This window comes from Cytobacillus praedii (assembly GCF_001439605.1).
In the GTDB taxonomy this organism is placed as follows: domain Bacteria; phylum Bacillota; class Bacilli; order Bacillales; family Cytobacillaceae; genus Cytobacillus; species Cytobacillus praedii.
This window is the reverse complement of the sequence record NZ_LMBX01000015.1, coordinates 1-20,597: the sequence shown is the minus strand read 5'-3', so window position 1 is coordinate 20,597 and position 20,597 is coordinate 1. Positions and strand designations below refer to the sequence as shown.

General features: G+C 36.3%; 18 protein-coding genes and 2 pseudogenes. 13 read left to right on the top strand and 7 right to left on the bottom strand.

All coding sequences use genetic code 11. The features are described from left to right. Window positions 1-9 precede the first annotated feature (9 nt). From ASU02_RS15855 to ASU02_RS15825, 7 genes are all read left to right on the top strand, one after another. Window positions 10-873 (top strand): ABC transporter permease, encoded by an 864-nt coding sequence (locus ASU02_RS15855; protein ID WP_057765340.1) that lies wholly within the window; start codon window positions 10-12, stop codon window positions 871-873. Continuing rightward, a complete protein-coding gene (locus ASU02_RS15850; protein ID WP_057765338.1) occupies window positions 873-1,877 on the top strand; it encodes an ABC transporter ATP-binding protein in 1,005 nt (334 codons plus the stop codon). Before ASU02_RS15855 ends, ASU02_RS15850 begins: the two co-directional genes overlap by 1 nt. Beyond that, window positions 1,846-2,841, top strand: a complete 996-nt coding sequence (locus ASU02_RS15845; RefSeq protein ID WP_057765336.1) for an oligopeptide/dipeptide ABC transporter ATP-binding protein — start codon at window positions 1,846-1,848, stop codon at window positions 2,839-2,841. The genes ASU02_RS15850 and ASU02_RS15845 overlap by 32 nt, the downstream gene beginning before the upstream one ends. Before the next feature lie 199 nt (window positions 2,842-3,040). Then, window positions 3,041-4,615: an ABC transporter substrate-binding protein gene (locus ASU02_RS15840; RefSeq protein ID WP_057765334.1), complete on the top strand. Its 1,575-nt coding sequence runs from the start codon at window positions 3,041-3,043 to the stop codon at window positions 4,613-4,615. A gap of 55 nt (window positions 4,616-4,670) precedes the next feature. Then, a complete protein-coding gene (locus tag ASU02_RS15835; protein ID WP_057765332.1) occupies window positions 4,671-6,071 on the top strand; it encodes a M14 family zinc carboxypeptidase in 1,401 nt (466 codons plus the stop codon). Between the two features lie 143 nt (window positions 6,072-6,214). Then, entirely contained in the window at window positions 6,215-6,850 is a 636-nt protein-coding gene (locus ASU02_RS15830) for a pyridoxamine 5'-phosphate oxidase family protein (RefSeq protein WP_057765330.1), read from the top strand. 28 nt (window positions 6,851-6,878) lie between these two features. Next, on the top strand, window positions 6,879-8,912 hold the full coding sequence (locus ASU02_RS15825; RefSeq protein WP_057765327.1) for a prolyl oligopeptidase family serine peptidase: 2,034 nt from the start codon (window positions 6,879-6,881) through the stop codon (window positions 8,910-8,912). 281 nt (window positions 8,913-9,193) lie between these two features. Here the strand turns inward: ASU02_RS15825 and ASU02_RS15820 are convergent, their stop codons facing one another. Both ASU02_RS15820 and ASU02_RS15815 read right to left on the bottom strand, forming a co-directional pair. Beyond that, window positions 9,194-9,652, bottom strand: coding sequence for a hypothetical protein (locus ASU02_RS15820; protein ID WP_057765542.1), 459 nt, complete (start codon window positions 9,650-9,652; stop codon window positions 9,194-9,196). A 5-nt stretch (window positions 9,653-9,657) separates the two neighbouring features. Beyond that, window positions 9,658-10,446 carry a hypothetical protein gene (locus ASU02_RS15815; protein ID WP_057765325.1) on the bottom strand — a complete coding sequence of 263 codons (789 nt, stop codon included), beginning with the start codon at window positions 10,444-10,446 and terminating at the stop codon, window positions 9,658-9,660. A gap of 218 nt (window positions 10,447-10,664) precedes the next feature. Here ASU02_RS15815 and ASU02_RS15810 point away from each other — a divergent pair, with 218 nt between their 5' ends. The 3 genes from ASU02_RS15810 to dnaB are packed head-to-tail and all read left to right on the top strand — an operon-like array spanning window position 10,665 to window position 13,086. Then, the gene (locus ASU02_RS15810; RefSeq protein WP_057765324.1) at window positions 10,665-11,492 is read left to right on the top strand and encodes a hypothetical protein; all 828 of its coding nucleotides are present in this window, start codon (window positions 10,665-10,667) and stop codon (window positions 11,490-11,492) included. A gap of 15 nt (window positions 11,493-11,507) precedes the next feature. Beyond that, entirely contained in the window at window positions 11,508-11,837 is a 330-nt protein-coding gene (locus ASU02_RS15805; RefSeq protein ID WP_057765322.1) for a replicative helicase loader/inhibitor, read from the top strand. Next, window positions 11,767-13,086, top strand: a complete 1,320-nt coding sequence (dnaB, locus tag ASU02_RS15800; RefSeq protein WP_232426268.1) for a replicative DNA helicase — start codon at window positions 11,767-11,769, stop codon at window positions 13,084-13,086. The genes ASU02_RS15805 and dnaB overlap by 71 nt, the downstream gene beginning before the upstream one ends. A gap of 53 nt (window positions 13,087-13,139) precedes the next feature. Here dnaB and ASU02_RS15795 read toward each other — a convergent pair whose 3' ends face one another. After that, a complete protein-coding gene (locus ASU02_RS15795; RefSeq protein ID WP_057765540.1) occupies window positions 13,140-14,051 on the bottom strand; it encodes an EamA family transporter in 912 nt (303 codons plus the stop codon). Window positions 14,052-14,308: 257 nt separating this feature from the next. On the opposite strand from ASU02_RS15795, the gene ASU02_RS15790 reads away from it, so the two are divergent. After that, window positions 14,309-14,872 (top strand): hypothetical protein, encoded by a 564-nt coding sequence (locus ASU02_RS15790; protein WP_057765318.1) that lies wholly within the window; start codon window positions 14,309-14,311, stop codon window positions 14,870-14,872. 91 nt (window positions 14,873-14,963) lie between these two features. Here ASU02_RS15790 and ASU02_RS15785 read toward each other — a convergent pair whose 3' ends face one another. Further along, window positions 14,964-15,461, bottom strand: a complete 498-nt coding sequence (locus tag ASU02_RS15785; RefSeq protein ID WP_232426267.1) for a YxiJ-like family protein — start codon at window positions 15,459-15,461, stop codon at window positions 14,964-14,966. A gap of 597 nt (window positions 15,462-16,058) precedes the next feature. Here ASU02_RS15785 and ASU02_RS15780 point away from each other — a divergent pair. Together ASU02_RS15780 and ASU02_RS15775 are read left to right on the top strand one after the other, a co-directional pair. Next, window positions 16,059-16,452: pseudogene (locus ASU02_RS15780) on the top strand (GNAT family N-acetyltransferase); the annotation flags it as partial. Between the two features lie 198 nt (window positions 16,453-16,650). After that, complete coding sequence (locus ASU02_RS15775; protein ID WP_057765316.1) at window positions 16,651-17,637, top strand: DUF2268 domain-containing protein; 987 nt, start codon at window positions 16,651-16,653, stop codon at window positions 17,635-17,637. 657 nt (window positions 17,638-18,294) lie between these two features. Here the strand turns inward: ASU02_RS15775 and ASU02_RS15770 are convergent. From ASU02_RS15770 to ASU02_RS15760, 3 genes and pseudogenes are all read right to left on the bottom strand, one after another. Continuing rightward, window positions 18,295-18,573 carry a hypothetical protein gene (locus ASU02_RS15770; protein ID WP_057765314.1) on the bottom strand — a complete coding sequence of 93 codons (279 nt, stop codon included), beginning with the start codon at window positions 18,571-18,573 and terminating at the stop codon, window positions 18,295-18,297. A 345-nt stretch (window positions 18,574-18,918) separates the two neighbouring features. Continuing rightward, window positions 18,919-19,345, bottom strand: a pseudogene (locus tag ASU02_RS15765) (hypothetical protein). Window positions 19,346-19,371: 26 nt separating this feature from the next. Continuing rightward, window positions 19,372-20,376, bottom strand: coding sequence for a DUF3231 family protein (locus tag ASU02_RS15760; protein ID WP_057765312.1), 1,005 nt, complete (start codon window positions 20,374-20,376; stop codon window positions 19,372-19,374). Between the last annotated feature and the right edge of the window lie 221 nt (window positions 20,377-20,597).

The following is a 20,597-nucleotide window of genomic DNA, read 5'->3' as shown; positions in this document are numbered from 1 at the left end:
GGACCTGCCATGTTAAGCGTAAAGAAGAATACTTATGCAACCTTTAAAGTAATCAATGGTGATATACAGCTCAAATTAGGAGTATTCGGCATACTATTTCTATTGCTTGTTGGGATTCTTTCACCAATTCTTGCTCCGTTAGACCCATATCATTATGGTCAAGATATTTTAAATGGTCTAGGAGTAAATGGACATCTGCTTGGAACTAATCATTTGGGCCAAGATGTCTTCAGCATGATTATCTACGGGGTACGAACCTCCTTGATGGTAGCTGTTATATCTGCTCTTATATCCGCTGTTTTAGGTATTTTAATTGGCGGAATTGCTGGCTACTTTGGCGGTAAGCTAGATTTAATTGTTTCAGAGTGTATTAATGCGTTCATGATGGTGCCTACATTTTTTCTTATCCTTCTAGTAATAGCCCTTTTTGATAATAGTATTACAAACGTTATGATAGTAATTGGTCTAACCACTTGGCCTAGCAATGCCAAGCTCATAAGAGCGCAGGCACTTTCTTTAAGGGAAAGAACATTTGTAAAGAGCGCTATAACCATGGGGGAGAGCAAGACTCAAATTCTATTTAAATACATTATTCCAAATGGTATTTTTCCAGTCCTAGCAAATACGACAATCGGCATGTCAAATGCAATATTAACAGAAGCAGGGCTCAGCTTCTTAGGGCTTGGTGACCCTAATGTAATTAGCTGGGGACAAATGATCTTTATGGGCAAGCAATATATTACATCTGCTTGGTGGATTGCTACTTTTGCTGGGGTGGCAATAGTACTAACAGTAACAGTATTTTATTTGCTAGGTGATGGATTAAACCACGTTCTGAACCCGAAACATAGCAACGGGAAGGGTGGAGAATAATGAATCAATTATTAGAGATCAAGGATTTTAGCGTAACATATGTGAATAAAAGTAAAAAAGTTTATGCAGTGAAAAATGTTAACTTGAAAATTAATAAAGGTGATTCTTTAGGAATAGTAGGAGAATCGGGTTCAGGAAAATCTACTTTAGCAATGGCGCTCTTAAGATTATTGCCTGAAAAAAATACGCAAATTACGGGGAAGGCAAATTTTATTGGGAAGGATTTAGTTCAATTAAATCAGAAGGAATTGAAAAACATTAGATGGAATGAACTTGCGGTTGTTTTTCAAAAGTCCATGAATGCACTTAGTCCTGTGCATCGGATTGGTCCGCAAATTGAAGATATTTATAGGGTGCATAAACCAAATGCGAGCAAAGAAGAAATTTTCAGCCGAATTACTTATCTGCTTAGATTGGTAAATCTTTCGGAAAGAGTGTATACGCTGTATCCTCACGAATTATCAGGAGGAATGCTGCAAAGGGTATCAATTGCCATAAGCTTAGTCCATAATCCCAAATTATTAATTATGGATGAAGCAACGACTGCACTTGATGTAGTAACACAAGGACAGATATTAGATGAAATTGTAAAAATGGAACAGACCTTGGATGTAACAAGAATTATGATTACCCATGATATATCAGTAGTGGCCGCTTCATGCAATAAAATTGCAGTCATGTATGCTGGGGAATTTATGGAGATTGGATATGTTAAAGATGTTTTAAAGAATCCCAAACATCCTTATACACGAGGGCTTTTATCGTCTTTTCCTTCCCTTAAGGGGGAGAAATTAAAACTAACTGGTATAAGCGGTTATCTCCCTAATTTGTCAGTGAAACAAGAGGGATGTATTTTTGCTCCACGATGTCAACAGGCTACGGAAAAATGCAAACAAGAGAAACCATTAGGTGTAGAAATGAATGAGAATACAGTATGGTGTCACTTGTATTCAAGCGGAGGTGAGTTAATAAATGAAGACCAAAAGCCCGTTTATAAAGATTGATAAGATTTCCATGTGGTATCCGCAAAAAAGCAAAAATCTTTTTATGTCGATACGGGAGGAACGAAAATGGATAAAGGCGGTAGATCAGGTCTCGATTGAATTGGAACGTGGGGAAATCTTAGGGGTGATTGGGGAAAGTGGTTGTGGAAAATCTACTTTAGGCAAGGTTCTAGCAAGACTAGAAAATCCTACAAATGGCGATGTATATATTGATAGTGTTTCCACTAAAGAATTGATGAAGAAAGATACAAAAAAATTTAGAAGAATGGTTCAAATTGTTTTTCAAAATCCTTTTGATACGTTTACCCCAAGAGATACAATCGAGCAAATTTTATTGAGACCTTTAAAAATTCATGGGATTGGAAAAACAAATGCAGAAAGGAGAGAAATATGTATAAAGGCATTGGAGTCAGGTGGTCTTCGTCCTGCAGATGAGATCATGAAGAGATATTCTCATGAACTTTCAGGTGGACAATTGCAGCGAATATCCATACTGCGTTCCATGCTTTTTGAACCTAAATTTATCATTGCTGATGAGCCTGTTTCAATGCTGGATGTATCCGTCCGATCAGAAATTATCAATATGCTCCTAACATTAAGTAAGGAAAAGAATGCCACTGTTATTTTTATCAGTCATGATATTGCCTTAACACGATACGTTTCAGACAAAATAGCTGTCATGTATTTAGGAAAAGTGGTGGAATATGGGGATAGCGATACAATCATAAACAATCCTAAGCATCCCTATACTCAAGCTTTAATATCTAACTGTTCATCTATTGATCCAGATGAACAGAGGGAGATTATTAAGATTCAGGGAGAACCTCCTACTCCGGTTAATCCGGGACCAGGGTGTTATTTTGCTTCACGATGTTTTAAGGCTTCGAAAGAATGTTTCCAAAAATATCCGGCTGCTACAGAGGTTAGTGAGGGACACATAGTAGCCTGTGATAGATGGTATTAATTACTAGAATAATAGACTATTAAATGGTGAGGAGTTGATTAATGGGAAAAGTTATTAATAGGTAATTAGTAAGATTACAGAAACCTCTGGCCCTTCAACTTGTTAAAAAGTAAATTGATATGATTAATAAGGAATGAGATGGAATGTTTAGGTTAAATTAATAGGATTTTCCATGCATTTTATGACAAGGAGAGATAGTATGAAGAGGAAAATTTATATCCTAATCTTAATCTTAGCTTTCTTTTCAATAATTGCTATAGGGTGCTCAGGCACTTCAACAGAAACAGGAGGGAAAGAGTCAAAAAGTGACAAAGTATTGATTGTGAGATCGGGGGGAGATCCAATGTCGTTTAACCCTGATACGATAGCAGATGATAATGCATATGCAATTGTGCAAAATATCTTTAATAGATTGGTCAAATTAGATGCATCCAAACAAATCATTCCTGACTTAGCAAAGGATTGGGAAGTAAGTGATGATGGGCTAGCTATTACTTTTCATTTAAAAGATAATGCCAAATGGCATGACGGAAAGCCAGTAACAAGTAAAGATGTAAAGTACACGTTCGACACTATTAAGGAAAATAAAACTTACTATTTTAATTCTAGACTAGATATCGTCAATTCTATTGAAGTACCAGATGATCACACCGTAGTCTTTAAATTAAATGATCCTGATGTTTCATTTATTGCTGATCTAGGCTGGTATGCTACTTTCATTTTACCGGAACATGTCTTTAATAATGGCCAAAGCTGGGAGGATAATCCAGCTTCAAAAGAGCCAATTGGATCTGGTCCATTTAAGTTTTCTGAATTTAAACAAGGGGTTAACATTTCCTTGATACCGAATAAGGACTATCATGATGGCGAACCAAAGCTAGATAAACTTGTTTTTTCTATAATACCTGATGAACAAACTGCGATTCAGGCACTTATTAATGGGGAGATTGATGTTTATGAAAATGTTCCATCATCCAGTGTTGACCAAATGAAGGCAAATGGCAAAATTAGAATGGCATTAAATGAATATCCTTCACCTGCCCGAATAATTTTTAATCTAAAAAATGAGACATTGGCAGATGTACATTTGAGAAAAGCTATTGCAACGGCAATCAATAAGGAGGAAATTTCTAAAAAGGTTTATAATGGCGTCCAGGTACCGGAGTATAGCATGTATCCATCCTTAATTGACTGGGCAGCGAATACAGAAGAGGTCTCCCCTCAATTTAATATTGTTGAAGCCAAAAAAATTCTTGAGAATGCAGGTTATAAGAAGGATGCTAATGGTTTTTATGTAACAGGGATTACCCTTGATGTATTTGAAGGAAGTGGTTATCCAGATATGGCCAATCTGATGAAAGCAACCTTAGCAGAAGCAGGAATTGGCATAGAGCTCAAGGTAAGTGAATTCAATGCATGGAATCAAAAGGTTAGCGTAGAAAGAGATTTTATGATTGAAATGCAAGGTGGGTTTATGGGTCCAGATCCTGCAGCTCTTGCCAAACGATATGGTACAGGGGTAGGAAGTAACTATGGTGAATATAGTAACCCTAAATTTGATGAATTAACTGCAAAAGGAGCAGCAACTGGAGACCAGGAAATGAGAGCTCAATACTATAAAGAAGCACAGACACTACTTGCCGAGGATCTGCCTTTTGTACCGATTGTCACTTATGCAGGGTATGACGCCAATAATGCTGCCTATGTGAACTTACCGATTGATGGGGCCGGTAAATGGGGGTGGCAAGAGTATACCTATACTGATATTCAATAATCCCTTTCTATAAAGTGGCAGCTTGTCCTTTGGCTAAAATACGAGGAGGTATAGAATGAATAAGCTTTTTGAAGATGTAATCAATAATATCCCTGACTATAAGGTATTTTTAACTGTCGATGAAATGGATGCTAGCAGCCATAAGTTGGCCGAAGAGTTTCCAGAAGTTGTAGATATTTTTGAAATGGGGAGAACAAGAAATAACCATCCGTTATATTGTCTGAAAATTGGGAATGGTTCTAATAATGCACTTATGTTCGGATTACCCCATCCGAATGAGCCTATTGGTGCCATGATGTTGGAATACTTTACAAGGGAACTTGCTAGCAATGAAGCTCTACGAAAAGAATTGGACTATACATGGTATGTCGTCAAATCATGGGACGCAGATGGTACAAAGCTAAACGAAAATTGGTTTAAAGGTCCCTTCACACTATATGAATACTCAAGAAACTTTTTCAGACCTGCTGGACATCAGCAGGTTGACTGGACCTTTCCAATTGATTACAAGAAATTACATTTCCATAATCCTATCCCTGAAACCAAGGCTATGATGAATCTCATTGATGAGATAAAACCAAAATTTATTTATTCGCTGCATAATGCAGGTTTTGGAGGAGCGTACTGGTACATTACTGGAGAAACTCGAGACATCTATGATGATTTACGAAATTCGGCAACGAAACAAGGGGTTCCACTTAGTTTGGGAGAACCTGAAGCTCCATATTGTGTGGCATATGACCCAGCCATTTATCAAAGCTTGGGAATTCGCCAAAACTATGACTATCTAGAAAAATACGGCATTGAAAATCCTGAAAAAAGTATAAATGTTGGAACATGCAGCGCCGATTATGCACTGGAAAAATGGGGATCATTTACCCTATTGACAGAGTTGCCCTACTTTTTTGATGAAAGAATCAAGGATCTTTCAGAATCAGATTTAAGCCGGAAAGATGCAGTCTTAAAGAGCTTGGAGTTTACTGAGGAATCAGATAAATATATTTTAAAGACGTTAAATATAATCAAACCGTATTCAGATGAAAGAAATCCTTTCCGACTCGCATTAGAGGCGTTTACTGATAACGCAGAAAATAATACTGCAACGAAAGCAATGGTATCGGAAAATCCCGATTTCCTAAAAAATGCTACAGTGGCTGAAGAATTTGACAATTTATTAGTTACAAAGTTTTATAAAATGCTATCTTATGGTCTATTAGTGAGGGCAAGTGAAACGGAATTAACAAAAATGGAAGAAACCAACGAAGAAAATCAAGATAAAAAAAGTACTTTAAAACAAGCATTTGATAGTGCATTGGAACATTTAAAAGACCTTAGTGAGGAATTAGAGGAAAAGATCAATTACCAGGTCGTACCTATTAAAAAGCTTGTTGCCATTCAATTAGAATGCGGCTTGTTAGTTGCGGATTATTTACAGAAGAATAAAGTTCATAGCTAAAAGGATGTGAATGGTCCGTCGCTTATCTGTACTTTTGTACAGAAGGCGGTGGACCTGTTTTAGGTGAAGTTTAGGATGTGAAAAGTTAATTATTGATACAATACCGTCTTGTTCTAGATAAAGATATATTTTAGGGGGAGAATATGGGAGACTATCAATTTCTAAAAAAGGTTAACAAGGAAGAAGAACTACGATCGATTATAGGACTTCCAGGTGAATTGATAAGAAGGAAAGTGATTTCATACCTTGATCACAACTGTGCTGATTTCATTTCTAAATCCCCGTTTTTAGTTATTTCCACCTCAGATGAATCCGGATTTTGCGATGTTTCACCGAGAGGAGACAATAAAGGGTTCGTTCAAGTATTAAATAAGATGCAATTAATTATACCGGAAAGACCTGGGAATAAGAGAATAGATTCATTAAGAAATATATTATCAAACCCTAGGGTAGGTCTTCTCTTTTTTATACCAGGCATAGGAGAGACACTAAGAGTAAATGGAAAAGCAATGATAGTAACGGACGATGAACTCCTTGAAAAGATGTCGTTTAAAGGGAAAAAGCCGCTTTTGGGTATTGGAATAGAGGTTGAGGAATGTTTTATACATTGTGCAAAAGCCTTTAAACGTTCAAATCTATGGGAACCAAATTCTTGGGAGGATAAAGCATCATTACCATCCGCTTCTAAAATATTATTAGAACACTCTAAACTACCTAATGAAAGTGTAGAATCTATTCAAGAAGATCTTGATGAAAGTTATTCTAAAGGACTTTATTAATGAATCTTAATCGAGAGGAGTATACCCAATGAATACAATTTATCCTCATACTACAAAAATAGCATTTAAAGAAAATTATCATGGGACAATTTTGTCTGACCCCTATGTTTGGCTTGAAAATGCAAAGGATCCAGGTGTATTGGAGTGGGTCGAACAACAAAATAACTTTACAGATAACTATTTTGCCTATTCCACAAAGGAGAATGTTCAAGGACTTCAAAAGAAGATGATGGATAAAATGAAAAAACCTGATTACTCTGGTGAATATGAACTTGGAGACAAAATATTTGCTGGCAAAATGAATGAGAATGGGGAATTTTCTGCGGTTATTTTAGACTTAGAATATAATGAACTTGAAACTGTAGCCGATAGCAATATGTTTGGAAAAAAATTTAATGTATATGGTGTAAAACCTTCACCAAAGGATAATGGATTTTGCATTGTTTCTGTAAATCCTCACGGTGCAGCACGTCCATCCATATTGGTCTACAACTATCAAACAAAAGTGTTATTAAAACAAATAGATAATTGTTTTTCCGCTGTCTGGTCGGATGATGGAGAGACCATTTATTTCTCCGATGCAAAGGTTGATCATGATAAATGCATAAATATCAATTATATTAAGACGTATAATTGGAAAACAGATATCACAGAAACAGTATTCATTTATAAAGAAAACTCTCCTTTCATCATCTTAACTGCTTCGAAGGATAGTAAATACATATTTGCCCAAATATGTACTGATTATGTCAACAGTAAGCTTTTAATGATCGATATTGATAAAAGGGAAGTACGAACCTTAACCGATAATATCGTGGCTGGTTTTGAATATATAGGTACAACCTCCGATTTCCATTTGATTCTTACGAACCATAAGTGCGCCTTTGGGAATATCATTGCTATAGAAAGGAATGGAGGAACCTGTGAAAATGCAAAAGTTGTAATCCCTGAGTGTAAAAAGATTATCCAAGGCGCGATTGCAGATGAGGATATGATTTTAGTCTCTTATATGGATGATGTTGTTTCAGAGTTAGCTGTGTTTGATTATCAGGGTGAGTGGATTAAAAATCTAACTTTACCATCGGAAATGGGTACTGTAACTGGAATAGGAGGGTTTCTTTCAACAATGGTTTCACCGTCAGGCACGGTATATTTTGGATTTGAATCTTTCTTAACCCCTCCAAGTAGACTCAAATATAACTTGAAAACCGATGAACTTAAAACGGTATTTGTAACGGATGAATCAGATGTTAAAGATGATATAACAATTACAAGAGAGTTTATAGTAGTTCGTGATGGGACTAAAGTTCCTGCCTTCATTGTTCATAAAAAGGATATTAAATTGGATGGCAATAACCCTACTCTAATGTATGGATATGGTGGTTACAATTATGCAATGCCCCCATCTTTTCAAAACTTCTTCATAGGTTTGGATATTCATGAATGGGTAGAAAAGGGATATGTCTATGTAAATTGCAATATACGTGGGGGAAATGAGTATGGTACTCAATGGCACAGGGAAGGGAATTTGGAGAATAAGAAAAACGTGTTTTTTGACTTTATTGATATAACAGAATGGTTAATCGAGAAAAGTTGGACGAACCCTAAGAAAATTGCCATTTGTGGAGGTTCAAATGGAGGACTATTAATGACAGCCTTGATCACACTTCGCCCCGACCTATGGGGAGCTGTTATCGCATCCGTTCCGCATACAGACATGATTAGATTTAAAAATGACGATAGAGGTCCCATGTATATAACAGAATATGGCGATCCAATGGATAAAGATTTATTTGAATATATGCTCTCCTATTCACCGTACCACAATATAAAACCAGCCAAGTATCCTGCAATTTATTTACAAACAGGTGAATTTGATAATAATGTTCCTCCTTATCATGCTAAAAAATTTGCTGCAAAAATGCAGGAACTGAATCAGAGTGATAATCCAATCCTTCTTCGAGTACTTGCAAATGGCTCACATGATCGAGGAAAAGGGCAGGAAATGTTTAAGACATTTGCCGAAATGCAGACATTTATAGCAACCGCACTTAAAGGTTAGATACTATAGAGGTTTTAAATATATACTCTCGAATTCTAATGCGCAAGGAATAAACCACATAACATCTACCATTTATGAAATTGCCTAGTAATTCGTTAATCTTTATTGTCACCACAAAAAGAAAGAACTGCTCTCCTTTCCTTAAGTAAGAGTTGTTCTTTCTCTTATTGTTAGGGAGCCGTTAATTTTGTCGCTTTCTATCTTTGACTATATTTATTCTATGTATAAAAAACAGAACACCTTTACCTAATCAGAGTGTTCAACAATTATCATGGTGCTAATCACTTTACCTTTGCTACTCCTAACGCAAAATGACTCCAAAGGATATTCTCAACTAATTCGGCTTTTGATTCTTCACAATCAACAATTAAGATGATTTCAGCATGCTTTCCTTTTAAAACTCTCTTCTTCTTCTTTACAACCAATTCCACAAAAAGGCGTATACAAAAGCCAAGAACGAACCCAGCAAATGCGCCAATAAGCCCCCAATATATAGGACCCCACGCTAATTTAAATCCGATACTTGCTCCAATCACTGAAAATGCTGTGGCTAACGCCATGCCTATATCAATAAGACTTGTACCGTCTGAGCGATGCAGGGTATCAAAAAGTTTACTGTCTTCTGCTCGATTATCCAGTGGAACAGCAAATATGTTTTCTTTTTGTATCCCTTTCTTTTCTAAAGTTGAAATGGCCATTTCTAAGTATCCAGTGGTTTCAAATGTTGAAAAAAGCTGCATATGTGTCACTTCACTTTTTGTCCTTTAAGTATTTGGAACTTTTTCGATTGATAATTCAAGGTTAAATGTTTTCTTAAATCTTTTTCAAAAAGTTTATTATTTTCTACCGTATTAATATAGGAATCATAAATAGCAAACCCATAATGCGAAGGAATAAATAGAAGCCAGTCTGAATGCAGCACGGAAGTAGCTTCTTTTACATCCCCTAAAATCAAAAGTACGATCGCCTCTTGAATATGAGAAAAATAATAAAAAATTACTAGCCATACGATGACAAATATAGCTGTTAAAATCCGATGAATATATAACTGACCTAGACCAGGAATACACAGTGACCACATCAAAGAAACAATTGGATTCCGTTTATCTAAGTAGTTAATCTCTAATGCCCCAATAGCAAAACTATTAAAACGGTGATCCTCTCTGTCTGTTAAAAGGTAAATTCGATTCATATCTACTGTTGTCCGATAGCTGTCCCAAATGCCAAAAAGGTAAACAGGAATATACATAAGAAGCCATCTCGTGTCTAATACATCCTTTGCCATGTCAATATTCCCTTGAAAGGAATAAATCATTGCAGAATTAACATGCGCATTAACATTAACAATAACTTCCCAAATAAATAATGCGTAGCCTCTAAGGTATTTAGATAAAAGCATATGCCCGAACCCAGGAAACGCTGCGGACCACCATGCAATGATATAAGGATTTCTTAAATGCAATTGTGTTGTTCCAAAAATACTAACATGGGCTTTATATCGTCTGGCAGTGTTATCATTTGTATAGTTGTTCATGTCATCCACCTTCGGAACAATTTATATTATATTCCCAAATTTGGGCTAAATTTATTCTTGCCTTATAGGCAGTCATTTCATATACGGCTTCCAGCTGGCGTTGATCAGGTGTTCACAGCACCTGGTCATTTTTATTTAGTAAACAGAATGACCCTGTCCAATTTGGCTACATTTCTATATATAAAAGGTGAGAATATAAATGGAAGGGTGGTAAATATATGTGCGGCTGGGTGAAATTGAATCGAGATGTGATTGAGGTTGATTTATGGAACGAAATTGTTCCGTTCCGGCTCTATTTGTTGCTGCTGACACGAGCAACAAGAGAGGATGGGCGGATGGTAAGCGGTGTCCCGTTAAAACGCGGGCAATACATAAGGGCCTATTCGAAGTTAGTGGAGGATCTGGGGTACCGTGAAGGCAGAGGTGAGAAGCAGTATTCCAAGAGCACTATCAAGCGGTCGGTGGATAAGCTCGTGAAAAAACGGTTAATTACTGTTGAGGAAACGAATGTGGAAACGTTGTTTACTTTAATAAACTGTGAAGAAATTCAAACAAAAGGATTCGTAGATTTTTTTTGCCCTTCTTTTCGCGGAACGACGGAAGAACCATCTGAAAACGAGGACGATACGAAGGTGGAACAAAATCAAGAAAGAGAGAAGAAAGAGGAAAAGGTAGTAAAAGAGAAGGATCAGCTAGGAGAGCCCCAGATTGAGGAAAAGAGGGACAAAACCGCGAGAACTCATGCCATCACGGAGCGATTTCTGCAGCTCCGCAATCATGGGGCATTCTTGTCAGCGAAGGACATGTATGCAATTGAAAAAGTCGCCATGCTTGACGTCCCGCTAGAAAATATTCTTAATTGGATGGAAAATATTTATTCGACTTATCAGAAAAAATCACCAAATCAGCGCATCAACAGCATGGCCTATTATGAGGCGGCGATTGTCACACGCCTTGAGAAATCTAAAGGGAAAAAGAAGAAACCTCAAAGAGAAACCCTTCTGGACCGCATTGCCCGGCTCGAAATGCAAGGGATCCTCCAATAGAGAGGGTTGAGGACAATGGATAAGAAAGAAGTCATTCAAGTGTTAGCGACGATTGAATCAGTATATCCGCAATTCAAAATCAGCGATGAAACAGTGCTCATGTGGCTAAGGGTGATGAAGGAAATGGATTGTAAGCTTGTCATGCAAAAATTGACCGCTCATATTGCGAGGCATCCCTTTCCGCCGGTTCTGGCAGAGATTGCAGTGTTACAGGAGAGAAAAAATCACTTTCTTCAGCAAACAAAACAATGGGAGCGGGAAGGGAGGGAGCGTATTGTACGAGATCAGCAATTGGCCAGAAGGAAACCAACGCCTGAATGGCTATCCCCATCCATCCGAAAGTAAGGAGATTGCAGCGGAGAATATGATTCTAGGGGCTGTCTTTTTAGAACCAGACTGCATATTTGAACTCATACTCGAACCTTATCATTTTTCTCAAAAGAAAAACCAGCTTATTTTTCAACCGATGGCTGAGCTGCGTCAGGAATCACAAGGGATTGATGTGGTCACAGTAGTCAATAAGCTTGGCAGTCAGATTGAATCAATCGGCGGTGTCAGCTATTTGACGAGTCTTGCCGTAAGCTGCCCGACAACCGTTCATCTGGAAGACTACCAGGAGATCGTGCTTGAGCATTATAAGCTTCGCGAGTTAAAACGGGCAGCAGCCAGATTTTTAAATGATGGGAGATTGATCGAGGCGGAGCAATTCTATCAGACTTTTATCAAGCTCCAGGAAATTGGGATGACGCAGGAAGAAACGAAGCAGGATCTGATCATGGACATTTTTAACGAAATGTATGAGGACCAAGGTGAGTTGAATGGGATTGATACGGGTTTCGACTCTCTCAATCGGATGACAAGCGGCTGGAGCAAAGGAGATTTAATTGTATTGGCAGCTCGGCCATCCATGGGAAAAACAGCTTTTGCCTTGTCGTTAGCGATGAATTGCTGTAAAAATGGCGGCGTTGTCGACGTGTTTTCACTTGAAATGCCGAAAAAGCAGCTTGCCAAACGAATCTTAAGCAGCCTATCAAAAATTGACGGAGCCAAATGGAAAAATCCCTACAGACTATTTACCGAGGAAGATCAGGCAAAAGCCAATACGGCTCTAGGTGTCTTCCATCAATGGCATCTCCAGATTCATGATCCATCACAGAAAACCGTCTCGGGTCTAAGAGCCCAAATCCAGAAAATGCGGCGGGAATTCCCTGATGAAGACTATCTTGTTGTGATTGATTACCTTCAGCTCATCGCCGTATCCAGAAAATATGATCGCCATGACCTTGCGATTGCCAGCATCACAAAGGAGTTAAAACAGCTTGCCCGGCAATATGAGGTTCCGATTATTCTCCTTTCCCAGCTATCAAGAGGAGTCGAGCAAAGAATGGACAAGCGCCCGAAAATGTCCGACCTTCGTGACTCCGGAAGCATTGAACAAGATGCCGACCTCATCATGCTTCTCTACCGGGACGAATACTACAACAAAGACAACACCGAAAACAAATTTATTGAAATCGATATTGCAAAACACCGGAATGGGCCAGTTGGAATGGTTAAGCTGTTGTTTGAGAAGGAATATGGGAGGTTTGTGTAAGGAAAAGGGACGGTTCTCATGCTTCCTTGAAGCAGCAGAACCGTCCCTTAGTGTTAACCTGCCATCGTTTGTTTTGACATTTTATGTTTACTTAACAAACCATTTTTATTTAGCAATGTCGGTAAACATGTACCGATAATAATAGTTATAATCCCTGCGATTTGCAAAGGTGAAACCGTTTCGCTTAATAAGATAACGGATACCATTACAGCGATAGGCAATTCAATCGCACTCAATATCGATGACATCCCTAACCCAACCTTAGGAACGGCCATCGTGAATAAGAAAACAGGGATTATCATGCCGAATAATCCTAATGCCAATCCATACATCCAAAGTCCTTCGTTGAATAATGTACCGTTCCAAATAATTTCTGGAGACTGAAAGACGGCCGTAATCATAAACGCAGAAAAAGAAACCCATACTAAACGGTTTGAGGCTGTCATACTTGCAGTTGCCTTTCCATTCACAAATAAAAAGAAGGAATAACATAGAGCAGCAGCTAGCCCCCATAACCACCCCTGAAAAGGAATTTGCGATAAATCAACATCCATCAACCCAGCTGCTGGGATCGTTCCAGCTACTAATACGAGTAAGGATATCGATTCAATCCGGCTTGGAAATTGCCGTTTGGAAATACAAGAAATCAGCATGCCAATCCATGTGAATTGAAACAGCAGAACAACCGCCAAAGAAGCCGGCAAAAAGTTCAGTGAATGACCGTATACAATATTGGTTAACCCCGTTAAAATCCCCGCAAGAATAAGAAATTTAACTCCATTAAAGCTAAATTTTGATCTATTTGTCACTAAGAAAATACATAAGGCGATACAAAAACCAATAAAAAATTGACTAGTAACGGCCTCCGATACTGAAAAGCCACTGCGCATGGCCAATTTAATGATGGTGGAAACAACACCAAAACTGCTAGCTGCAATAATGACTAGCAGAGGATAGAGATACATTTTCATACTACTACATCCTTCCTAAAATTCCTGATGACTTACATTTTGACTATGATTTTAGGAGTGTTAAAAAAAAATCATAAACTCTAATATAAAATATGAATCACCTTTTTTGCAACCCTTTTTTGTCATAAAGGACTAAATAACCTCCTAGAATGATATTCTATGATTGAGAGGGTACAAGCTGGAGTGTCATCTACATAGATAGGAGCAATTTTGCTATGATGAATTAAATAATGAACAAAAGGAGGGCATAAATGGATTACTTTAAAAGCGAGGCATTTGAAAAACATAGAAATAAAATTACTAACCTATTAGAAAAAATACCTTCTGTTAAAAGTCCGTCTGGCTGGACCTATAAGGGGAGCATGAATGTTGGTGGACTAGAATATTTTGGGTTTGATGAATCATCTGATTTTTGCCTGGTCGTATCCTCGAATGGCAGAGGACTTATCGATCTAACAAAAGCAGAAAAGATTGCTCGAGATTATTCAGAAGACTTTCAACTAGATGAAACGCTGTTAATTTGTGAAGGGTTTGACATTTTAAAAGATAAAACGATTAAGTTAGCAAGCAAGTATGGAGGGAGTCTTCTGCCAATCGGCAGTAAATCCGGGGATCGTTTACGCAGAGTATCTCCTCTTTACCCTTGTGAAGACATCATCTATCAGCCTCCATTTGAGGACTGTTTTCTTGAAGGATACAATAAAAACTGTGTTCGTATTTACCGTGGTTTTTTGTATTGCTATGGATTTTCATTTAGCGGCAATTATTTTGTCATTGCAGATGACAGTGGCATATTATTTTGGGAAAGGGATTAACATCAAGCATTCATTGTTTAATAGCTAAGATGATTAATAACCATCCACAAAAAAAATGCGTTAATCCATCGTGGATCAACACATTTATAGTTTAGCAATTACTAGATTCAAGAAACAAATAACACAAGATGACAATCCGCGCTTTTTCATGATTGCAGTATTCTTCATAAAAAACGGGATAGTTATGAATGTGCGGTTCCAAAAATCGATATTGTTTATATCTATCGAAGAAGGACCATCCGAGCCACTCTATCTGACTTTGAGGAACTTCTTTTGGATATCCCCTCAAAATATAACTTAAACTTCCGGAGATAGTCATCCAGTATGTATTTAAGTCACCGTTTATGCAGTCGTCTTCAAGGAAGTGTTCTTTAAAATCAGCACGTAATTTAGAAGTATCGTTATAGGGAAAGGGGGTTAGTAAATCTAGCTGCAATAGTTGTTTTAGTATATTGGGCATTTTCTCTCTGGAAACCATCTTTAAGTTATACTCATAAAAATAAGCGAGGTATAAGCGAGGAGAGTTCATATAGACATTTTCTGCTTGCACGAGCTGTTGTGATCGTATTTTTTTCGATTTTTTATTCATCAGAATCACCTATGATAGATGTCTTTCAAGCTATCATAACATATATTCTTGAACTAATTCGCAACAATACAAACTTAAAGAGTAGTCTTGTTGTTGATTATTTTTGAAATACGATAGTGAAACCTGGTTAACAGCTGAAAAAAGAGATAAGTCATTAATGTGGATAAAAGGTGTTTTTGGATGGATTTTACTTGGTTTGAAAAATAAACGGAAAAATTCCGTTTAAATTGGGAAATATCCATATTTCCTTAAAAATAAATGGAGTTTTTCCGCTTTTTGTATCCAAATCGTTGGATTTTGTCTTTTTTAGAGCAGTTAATCGGAATATCTCCGCTTATTTCTGCTTTTCAGCTTCCTTTTACTATAATAGGCGGAAATTCTCCGCCTATTGAATTGTCATACATATCAACAATGAGTAATAGCAGAGCTATTTAATAAAATATTTCTTATATTAAACCCAAATGGAAGGATTTTGGAAATTTAAATAGAATATTTTAGATATTCATTAGAATGCTTGGAGGTCATTTTTTGCTAGTTTACTTTTGATATATATATCATCTGTCTAATAGGTTATTAATCATTAGGAGCTGATATATGATGATCTATACGAATTCACTCGATGGGATTTCATCCGACATGTTAAAAGGTTTTTTTGTAGATTGGCCCAATCCGCCTAAACCAGATACGCATCTAAAATTATTAAAAAATAGCAGCAAAGTGGTTATTGCGATAGATGAACAAACTAATCAAGTAATTGGATTCATTACCGCAATTAGTGATGGGGTTCTCTCAGCCTATATTCCACTTCTTGAAGTGCTGCCAACCTACAAAAATCAAGGGATAGGAAGGGAATTGGTCAATCGAATACTAAAGGAACTTGATGATATATATGATTGATTTATGCTGTGATGATGACTTAGTTCCGTATTATGACAAATTCGGAATGATGAAGACAAATGGCATGATTTTGCGGAATTATAATTTGCAGTCTGAATATAAGCGAAAGATATCCTATGCCTATTCAGCGATTGAGCGCAATTCTGCAGGAAGAATTACGCTCTTTCTTATGGATAGGAACAAATTAAGGAATAACAATCTTAAACTGAAATGGATTCTTATGTTCAAGTAAAAAATAGATTGTTCATGTATGAATTTAAATGCTGATGGCACTAATTTGTGGGGTGAATCAATGGGACGTTTCATCAATTTATCAGTTATATTACTATTTATTACTTTCATCTCAGCGTGTTCAAACCATACAGAACAAAACAAAGAGGTAGAGGAAAAAGAAAGTGCACTTAATCAAACGACATACCGATTTTTACATAACAAGCAGGAATTTGAAATCATTTCCTTTTATGAGGAAGTACTTACATATACAGAGATCATGAATGAAAATCCTAAGCTGGACATTAAAAAGGTTTTTACGGAAATTGTATTAGAACCGTTTAAAGAAAAGTCCGCTCTTTCTGATGTTACATTAGGTAACCCTTTTTCCACCACAACAGAAATAGAGCAGCTAGAAAAAAACACGAAGAAGCTACTTAAAAATCAAGAACAAATCAATCAATGGATAGAGGAAGCAATAACAGAATCAGCAGGACTGTTATCATCAGGGGCTGAAACAAAGCTTTATATATTCCCAGTTAATCCTGATGATTGGTTTGTCATTAATCAGATGAGAGGAGTAAACGCTCTCACTTATTTTGGAAAAAAAATTGTTTTCATGATTGCCCCGACTGTTTCAGAAATGGATCTTAAACGTGTTGTGGCACACGAATATCATCATACCGTTAATCTATTCTATAATCGCGAGCAAAGTATGAATAGCGTACTAGATTTAACGATCACAGAAGGGAAAGCAGAATCCTTTGCGAACATTCTTTATCCTGAGGCAAAGCCTCCTTGGACAGAACCACTGCCAGAGGATGTAGAGGCGAAAGTTTTAAAAGAACTAAGAGAGAATGCTGATTCAACGGATTGGAAAATCTATAATGATTTTTTTATAGGGAATTATTCTAAAGGAATTCCAGGATGGTCAAATTATAAAATCGGTTATCAAATAACTGAAAGTTTCATTGAAAATAATCCGAATCATTCAGTTTTAGATTGGACAAAAATGAATGCTAAGGAAATCGTTAAGAATAGCGAATATAGGGATAAAATACTTCAATGAGGGAATGTTCGACAATTGAAGTAACGGGTTTAATCCTTAAAGTATTTTTGAAAAGGAACGTCTTAAACCGTATGGAAAGAAGAATAAAAAATAAATTCAATCACAAGCAGCGTTGATCCAATAAGGATTAACGCTTATTTTTAGAATTAACGCTTATTTTTGGTAATAAAGTAAGTGTAAACTATGTAAAAGCACTTTATTTTGATATGGTAGACAAGAATGCTGATAGAACTGTAATAGCTACAACCTCATACTTAGAGCAAGAATATAAGAAAATTTACTAGTGTAAAAAGAATCCAATAAATGATGCGAAATTTGACACTATAACTAAATGGATTAAAGAAACGAATAGGGGTACATCAGCAAAACGCGAATTTACAACATTTAGGATATTATGGAAGTGGAAAATCCCAATCTCTCACTGACATAAATGGAAATTGGGATTTAATTTTTCTACAATTATGCCCGACCGTTGAATAAATCAAGGTTATTAATTTTAAGGTTCTATTTTCATCATTGTACCAAAATATTGTAAATAAATAATAGTATGGAGAAGAAATGATGTCTAATTACGAGAATACTTAAGTAAAAGAGAAACGGAATCCGATTATTAAACGGACTCCTTTTTAATTCGTCTTTTTAATATCAAAGACTTTGTTATATATTCACAAAAATAAGGTTTAGCAATTTAGTATCAATAATTCGGGAGATTGATGACTTTTTTTTGAAAAGATTCGCTTTAATTACTTCTTGATTTTTGAATATTAATATTATTTGAATCAATAATATCAATAATACTGAAGTGATTAAAAATAAAGATTGAACAGATGATTGTTCTGGGTTGAGGTATATGTATATACTGGTCGCAATACCAGCTATTGCTGCTCCCCCTGGAAGTAACGCAATAAGACCGGATAAAGATTCACCGGCACCCATTTGGGCAGCTGCTTTATTTGCATCACAAGAATTAAGGTAGATTGTACCAACACAAGAAGAAGTAGAAAAGTACGTTAGGCAAATATTAGAGACCGTTATTAACTATAATCCCTTTGCAGATATGGTAACCTCCAGATAACTCATACTTAATTTTATAAAACATAGATGTAATATTGTAAAAAAGATTGATCATTTATAAGAAAGTTTTAAAAAAATCCTGTGTTGATATGCAGGATTTTTCTTATTCAACAAACGAGCCATTTAATGAAATACTTCTTGCTTATTCACATAAAAACCATCCTCCTTTTAAAAGTAGATAGAGGATGGTTTTTTAAGAAGTGATATTTATGTTTTTTTAATAATAAATCCGGTTATTGTTCCAGGAAAAACAACATACAGGACCCAATAAAACTCCAAATATCGTTAAGCTTGAGGAAAAAATCAATCCTACTGTTACAAAAAACGCAGCGAACAAATACGGAAGAAAAGAATAAGTGTCTTTTCCTCCACCTGCATCTATTACTGTATCCCAAATAGAAAAAAAGTACAGACAAGGATAAAACATCAACCACTGATAATCTGCATGTTTTATGGCATCATCAATTTCCCCATGAAAACTTAGAATTATGACCTGATTAAAATTTGCTTATACATTGATCAGAAATTCAAGAATCAATAATGCTGTGCCTTTAAAATATTTTCCGTTTAAAAACTGCCCAAACCCTGGAAGGGCAATGCTCCACATTAGTTTTTCAAATGGACTCCTATTCATTTATAAATACTCATATTGCATTTCTTTTACTTTTCTTTAGCAATTTCTTTCCTATTAGGAGCAAGTGGCGGCTGTTCTAACCATTTATTTTTTACCATAAGATTAAACCACTTTTTAGTAACCATAAGATTTTGTAGAATGGTGCTTTCGTAAGTGGCAACAAGGTCTGTTCGCATAGCTGATGCTAAACCTGCCCCGTGATACGCTTGTGCAGCTTGGAATAGGAATCCAGTATGATACAACATTAATTTATCAGAGAAAGGAGAGTCCGTTGAAGTTGTCACTTCTGTTTCCCATGATTTAGGAACTGGCAAATTATCGGTTTGCATTATTTTTGCAAATGATTTTATTTGTCCATCTGCAATTTTCTCGGAATCCGTTAAAAACTTTCTTATCTCTTTGGTTTGAGTGACTTGACCGAATGCAATAGAAAGAGTTTTAGCCATAATATTTTTTTTAATATTGAATGAAATACTTATGATTTCTGTCGCAGATAATGGTCTATCCGTTCCAAAAAGCCCATTTGTAAAATCTTGGCTGGAGATATATTCAGGGTTCTCCGCAGGATAAAACAAAGGGTCTCTTTGGAAACTTCCCTTTTCAAGTAATAATTCAATGGTTTGATGATACATCTTTTTTGCATCATTATCACAAGAATCGTAAAAATCCCTTAAGTCTTTTCTAACGGAGACAGCTAATGATGTGCTGTGCCCCAGCAAACCATGTAATGTCATGATATGTAAATAGTTCAGGCATAATATATCGGTGAACAATCTCTGTTTCCCTTTAAAGAGGTCAGATTCAGTAAATCCAATTGGAACTGGAAATCCCTCATTTTCTATAAAAGTAACGATTTGATGTTTTTGCTTTTCGAATGTCTTAATAGCATCCTCAAAAATAGCTTTAATTTGCTCATCCTCAATAATAGAGACCATATATCTATTTACAATATCAACAGCTGTTCCATTTACATACTCTCCCCACAAACTTCCTATTTCCGATGATGTGAGTTTTAGATTTTCCTTTTCCATCTTGTCACCCTTTTCGATTTTTCTGCATCTTGAATATTATTTGATAACTTGGTAATAAATATGAACTTATTTTGCTAAAGGGTGACTTTAGTAAAATAACTTGGAAACCATTTTTACAGTACTTATGGATTTTAAAGTATTAAGCAATCGGGCGCTTTCGTATTATAAGGTCAACTAGTAGTGATTACTGGTTGGCCTATTTTATATGGGTTATGCTTTAT